General features: G+C 63.8%; 6 protein-coding genes. All 6 read left to right on the top strand.

What is annotated here, in order from left to right; translation table 11 throughout:
* Positions 1 to 1,710: SPOR domain-containing protein (locus EN993_RS30785; protein ID WP_206532443.1), on the top strand; the 1,710-nt coding region annotated here is incomplete at its 5' end.
* A gap of 131 nt (positions 1,711 to 1,841) precedes the next feature.
* A complete protein-coding gene (gene nagZ, locus EN993_RS30780; RefSeq protein WP_127265653.1) occupies positions 1,842 to 2,861 on the top strand; it encodes a beta-N-acetylhexosaminidase in 1,020 nt (339 codons plus the stop codon).
* A gap of 62 nt (positions 2,862 to 2,923) precedes the next feature.
* A complete protein-coding gene (locus EN993_RS30775) occupies positions 2,924 to 3,724 on the top strand; it encodes a ScpA family protein (RefSeq protein WP_127265654.1) in 801 nt (266 codons plus the stop codon).
* A complete protein-coding gene (scpB, locus tag EN993_RS30770; protein WP_127265652.1) occupies positions 3,721 to 4,488 on the top strand; it encodes an SMC-Scp complex subunit ScpB in 768 nt (255 codons plus the stop codon). The genes EN993_RS30775 and scpB overlap by 4 nt, the downstream gene beginning before the upstream one ends.
* Before the next feature lie 169 nt (positions 4,489 to 4,657).
* Positions 4,658 to 4,879, top strand: a complete 222-nt coding sequence (locus EN993_RS30765) for a twin-arginine translocase TatA/TatE family subunit (RefSeq protein WP_013531295.1) — start codon at positions 4,658 to 4,660, stop codon at positions 4,877 to 4,879.
* 29 nt (positions 4,880 to 4,908) lie between these two features.
* The coding region (tatB, locus tag EN993_RS30760) for a Sec-independent protein translocase protein TatB (protein ID WP_127265651.1) at positions 4,909 to 5,290 on the top strand (382 nt) is incomplete at its 3' end.

Genomic DNA, 5,290 nt, shown 5'->3' with positions numbered 1-5,290 from the left:
CCCGCAGCCCCTGTATCGGCGCCGCAATCCCGCCAGCCCGCGCGTTACGAAGACATGCCCGATGTCGAGACCGTCGATGTGCCCGAGCGTGTCGTTGCGCTGGCGGACGATCTCGATATTCCGGAACTGCACTTCGAGGAAGATCAGCCGGCGACGTCTGGCTATGACGATCTCGACGCCGAGTTCTCCAGCCTTCTCTCCGAGATGAACGCGGTGGAGGTCGCTGCCGCTCCCGCAGGCAGCGTTGCCGGCGCATCTTACGATGATGACTCCTACGCCACGGGCTTCAAGCCGGGCTATGACAGCGTCAGCACTGGCTACGACAGCGTCAAGCCGGGCTATGACGGGATCAAGCCGGGTTATGAGCCGGAAGCGCGGACATATGCGGCGCGGCCGATGGACATGTCTGCCCGCGCGGCGGCGCCCACGGGTTATGCCGATGCCTCCGATGGATTCGATCTCGACAGTCTGCCCGGCAGCCAGCCGGTTTCACAGGCGGATGATTTCACCGTCGATGAACTGGACTACGATCCCGAACTCGACGAGGCGATGGCTGTTCCGGGGCTCGGCGAGCGCGAGGCCGCGAGGCCTTCGCGCGGACGTGGCCTGTTCATCGCCGCGATTGTCGGCGCGGTGGCGGTCGCAGGCGGCCTCGGTGCCTTTGCGCTGTCGTTCGGCGGCAAGGGCGGCAGCGATGCGCCCGTGATCGTCAAGGCCGACAACGCGCCGATCAAGGTCAAGCCGGAAAATCCGGGCGGCGCCGTGGTGCCGAACCAGGACAACAAGGTCTACGACGCGGTCAGAGGCGCCAAGCCCGCCGAGCCGATCCAGGAAAAACTGGTCACCAACACCGAAGAGCCGGTGGACGTCCAGGCGAAGGATCCGGCCCGCGCCATCGATCTTTCACCGGACCAGAACGCAGGTGCCGTTGGCACCGATGTCGGCAACGCCGCGCCAGCGGCCGGCAATGCCGCGCCAACGGCCGGCGACGCTTCGGCCGACAACATGGCGGCCGCGCCCAAGTCCGAGGATCGCATCGCGCAGGTGCTGCAGGAAGCCGACAAGGGCACTAATGCCGATGTCGTGGCTGTTGCGCCGCGCAAGGTGAGGACCATGGTGGTCAAGTCGGACGGTTCGCTGGTGCCGCGTGAAGATCCGGCGCCCGTCGCCCCGCAAGTGGCCGCAACGGAGCCGGTCGACCCGGCGCCGCAGCATGTTGCCCCGTCGGCGCAGGCCGATGCGGACCAGACCGGCACCGTGGCGCCCGCAGCCGCCCAGGCGGACGACGAGCCGGCCCTCAAGCCGGCGGCCAAGCCCAAGGCTGAGGCCAAGGCGCAGTCGGCCAACACGCCGGCCAAGGTTCCGCTCGCGCCGCAACGCCCGTCCGACCAGCCGGTCGACGTCGTCGGCGAGGTCAAGCCCGATCAGGTTGCATCCATCGATCCGGCATCGACCGCGACCGGCGGTGGTTCGTGGTCGATGCAGATCGCTTCACAGCCGACGGTCGAAAGCGCCCAGTCCAGCTACCAGGATCTGCAGCGCCGCTACGGCAGCGTGCTCGCCGGGCGTACCGCCAACATCGTCAAGGCCGAGATCGCCGGCAAGGGCACGTTCTACCGCGTGCGCGTCCCTGCCCAGTCGCGCAACGACGCGATCAATTTGTGCACCAGCTACAAGGCCGCCGGCGGCAACTGTTTCGTCTCGCGCTAGAGCCGGAGCCAACCGATAAAAGCCGGCGCGGTCACCGCGCCGGCTTTTTTCATGGGGAAAGCAGATCTGGCGTTCGACCGCTTGTGATCCGGATGATTCCCTTTGATCGCGCGAAGCTTTAGACTCGTGACATGACCGAATCAAAATCCATGATCCTCGGCTGTGCCGGGAAATCGCTCACCCGCGAAGAAATCAATTTCTATCGCAATGAATGCCCATGGGCCTTCATCCTGTTTGCGCGCAACATCGGCGAGACCGAACAGATCCGCGATCTGGTTGCCTCGATGCGCGACTGTATCGGGCGTCCGGACGCGCTGGTGTTCATCGACCAGGAAGGCGGCCGTGTACAACGCCTGCGGCCGCCGCTGGCGCCGAATTATCCGGCCGGTGGTGCGCTTGGCGCGCTGTGGCGCGACGACCATGATGCCGGCGCCCGCGCGGCCTGGCTGATGGCGCGGCTGCACGCCTTCGACCTGCTGCGCTACGGCATCACCGCCGATTGCCTGCCGGTGCTCGACGTGCCGATCGAAGGCGCCAGCGATGTCATCGGCGCGCGTGCCTATGGCAAGGACCCACGACCGGTGATTGAACTTGGCCGCGCCGCCGCGGAAGGGCTGATGGCAGGCGGCGTGCTGCCTGTCATGAAGCATATTCCGGGTCATGGACGCGCCTTTGCCGACACGCATTTCGAGTTGCCTGTGGTCAATGCCTCGCTCAGCGATCTGCAGCGGCATGATTTCGCCCCGTTCAGGGAGCTCAACCATCTGCCGATCGCAATGACGGCGCATGTCGTCTATAGCGCGATTGACCCCAACAATCCGGCGACCACCTCCGGCAAGGTCATCGACGAGATCATCCGGCGCGAAATCGGCTTTGACGGGCTGCTGATGAGCGACGACACCTCGATGAAGGCACTTTCTGGGGATTTCCCGACAAAGGCGGCCTCGATCCTTGCGGCGGGCTGCGATCTGGTCCTTCACTGCAACGGCGTTTTCGAGGAGATGGCCGGCATCGCATCGCGCACCACGGGGCTTGAGGGCACGTCGCTGGAGCGCGCAAAGCGGGCGCTGGCCTATATAAAGAACCGTGACACGGTCGAAGAAACCGAAATTCGTGCCGAATTCGCCACCTACTTCGATGCGGTGGCATAGCAAAGGGAAAGTGACAGGCGGTGGCGGAGACATTGGAAAGCAAGGCCGCAAAGGCCGCACCGATGGACCGTCTGTGGGCCGAGAATGACGATTCACGGGTCACCGGCGACCCGTCGCTGGTCGTCGACGTAGTCGGGTTCGAAGGCCCGCTCGATCTTCTGCTGCATCTTGCCCGCACCCAGAAGGTCGATCTGGCGCGCATTTCGATCCTGGCGCTGGTCGAGCAATATCTGACCTTTGTCGAGACGGCGAGGGCGCTCAGGCTCGAGCTTGCCGCCGACTATCTGGTGATGGCGGCGTGGCTGGCCTTCCTCAAGTCGAAGCTTTTGATCCCCAAGCAGCCGGGCGACGAGGGCGAAAGCGGCGAGGAACTGGCGGCGGTGCTGCAGTTCCGGCTCAAGCGGCTGGAAGCCATGCGCGACGCCTCGGCGCGCCTGGTCAACCGCAACCGGCTCGGCCGTGACGTGTTCGCGCGCGGCATGCCGGAAATGGTCATCGTCGAAAAGCGCAACGCCTATTCGGCCTCGCTCTACGATCTCCTGACCGCCTACGCCCAGCAGCGGCAGAAGCAGGCGATCAACAATGTCACGATCGCCAGGCGCGGTGTCTGGTCGCTCAAGGATGCGCGCGATATCCTGACCCGTCTGGTCGGGGCTCTGCATGACTGGGCGACGCTGGAAAGTTTTCTGATCGTGTACATGACCAGCCCCGAGGAGCGGCGCACGGCGATCGCCAGCTCGTTTGCGGCTACGTTGGAACTGGTGCGTGAGGGCACGATGGACATGCGGCAGGATGAAGTGTTCGCGCCGATCTATCTGCGCGGCCGCACGCAGGCAATCAAGGCAGTCGAGGTGGCATCATGAGCGAACGCGCCAACGCTTCGGTTATCCCATTCAAGGTCGGCGATGAAGCCGAAGAGGAGTCGCTTTCCCAGGACCCGACTGAGCAAAAGGTACACAATCCGGCGGAGCGGCTGCATCTGGGGGAAGCCGTGCGCATGGCCGAGGCGATCGTGTTCGCCAGCGCTGAGCCTGTCAGCGAAAAGCAGCTTGCGGCCCGCCTTCCAGATGGCATCAATATTGCCTTGGCCATGGCCGAGCTGCAGCAGATCTATGCCCGGCGCGGCGTCAATCTGGTGCGTATCGGCGACGCCTGGGCGTTCCGCACGGCCGGTGATCTCGCTTTCCTGATGAGCCGGGATACCGTCCAACAAAGGAAGCTCTCCCGCGCGGCCCTCGAAGTGCTGGCGATCATCGCCTATCACCAGCCGGTGACGCGCGCCGAAATCGAGGATATCCGGGGCGTCGAAACCTCGAAGGGTACGCTCGACACGTTGCTGGAAACGGAATGGGTGCGCATGCGCGGCCGGCGCAAAACGCCGGGACGCCCTGTCACCTACGGCACCACGGACACCTTCCTCGACCATTTCGCCCTGGAGGAGATCCGCGATCTTCCCGGCATGGAGGAACTGAAGGGGGCGGGGCTGCTTTCGGGCCGTATGCCGTCGAATTTCGCCATTCCGGTTCCGCCGTCCGATCCCGATGCGTTGACCGACGATGAGGATGCGCTGACCGACATCGATCTCGAGGAACTCGGCCTGTTGACGCCGCGCGTCACGGAAGATTGACTGGCATTGGCCGCCGATCTGTCGAGGATGCGCGGATTCGTAGCGGGCCATCACGTTGAAAATGCGTGACATCCGCCACCCTTTCATAAACTCTGTCGCAGTTGTGTTTGAATCCCAACGCGAAAACGCATAGATCATCGCCAGGGAAAACATTCGAGAGAGATTTGCTATGGGTTCATTTTCGATTTGGCACTGGATGATCGTGCTGGTGATCGTGCTTTTGGTGTTCGGCCGCGGCAAGATTCCCGAGCTGATGGGCGACATGGCCAAGGGCATCAAGAGCTTCAAGAAGGGCATGGCCGACGACGACGTTGCCGAAGACAAGCGCACTGTCGAACACCGCGCCGACGAGACCGTTGCGGCCGCGAAGGAAAAAGCCAGCAAGAGCTGAGCCAAAGGTTCTAGTCGGAACAGAGTGCCATGTTTGAAGTCGGCTGGACCGAAATGCTGGTCATCGCGATCGTCATGATCGTGGTCGTCGGGCCCAAGGATTTGCCCAATATGCTGCGCACCTTCGGCCGCACGACGGCGAAGCTGCGCGCTATGGCGTCCGATTTCCAGAAACAGTTCAACGAGGCGCTTAAGGAAGCCGAGCTCGATGACGTCAAGAAGTCGGTCGACGAGCTCAGGGGTCTCAGCCCGATGGCCGAGATCAGGAAGCAGCTCAATCCGTTCGAACAGGCTGCGGCCGACGTTCGCTCCGGCGTCGACGCGGCGATGAAGCCGAAGCCGGCGGCTGATCCGGCAACACCTGCCGCCTCGACCCCGCAGGCGGCCGAGCCGTTGAAGAATGGTGCAACGA

Source organism: Mesorhizobium sp. M7D.F.Ca.US.004.01.2.1, from assembly GCF_003997785.1.
Lineage (GTDB): Bacteria > Pseudomonadota > Alphaproteobacteria > Rhizobiales > Rhizobiaceae > Mesorhizobium > Mesorhizobium loti.
Note: the sequence above shows the minus strand (reverse complement) of the source record. Positions and strands in the feature narration are given on the sequence as shown.

Excerpts from the sequence above, each read along its gene's own strand:
- EN993_RS30765 (WP_013531295.1), top strand. The coding sequence starts at position 4,658 with ATGGGTTCATTTTCGATTTGGCACTGGATGATCGTGCTGGTGATCGTG.
- nagZ (WP_127265653.1), top strand. The coding sequence starts at position 1,842 with ATGACCGAATCAAAATCCATGATCCTCGGCTGTGCCGGGAAATCGCTC.
- scpB (WP_127265652.1), top strand. The coding sequence starts at position 3,721 with ATGAGCGAACGCGCCAACGCTTCGGTTATCCCATTCAAGGTCGGCGAT.
- EN993_RS30775 (WP_127265654.1), top strand. The coding sequence starts at position 2,924 with ATGGACCGTCTGTGGGCCGAGAATGACGATTCACGGGTCACCGGCGAC.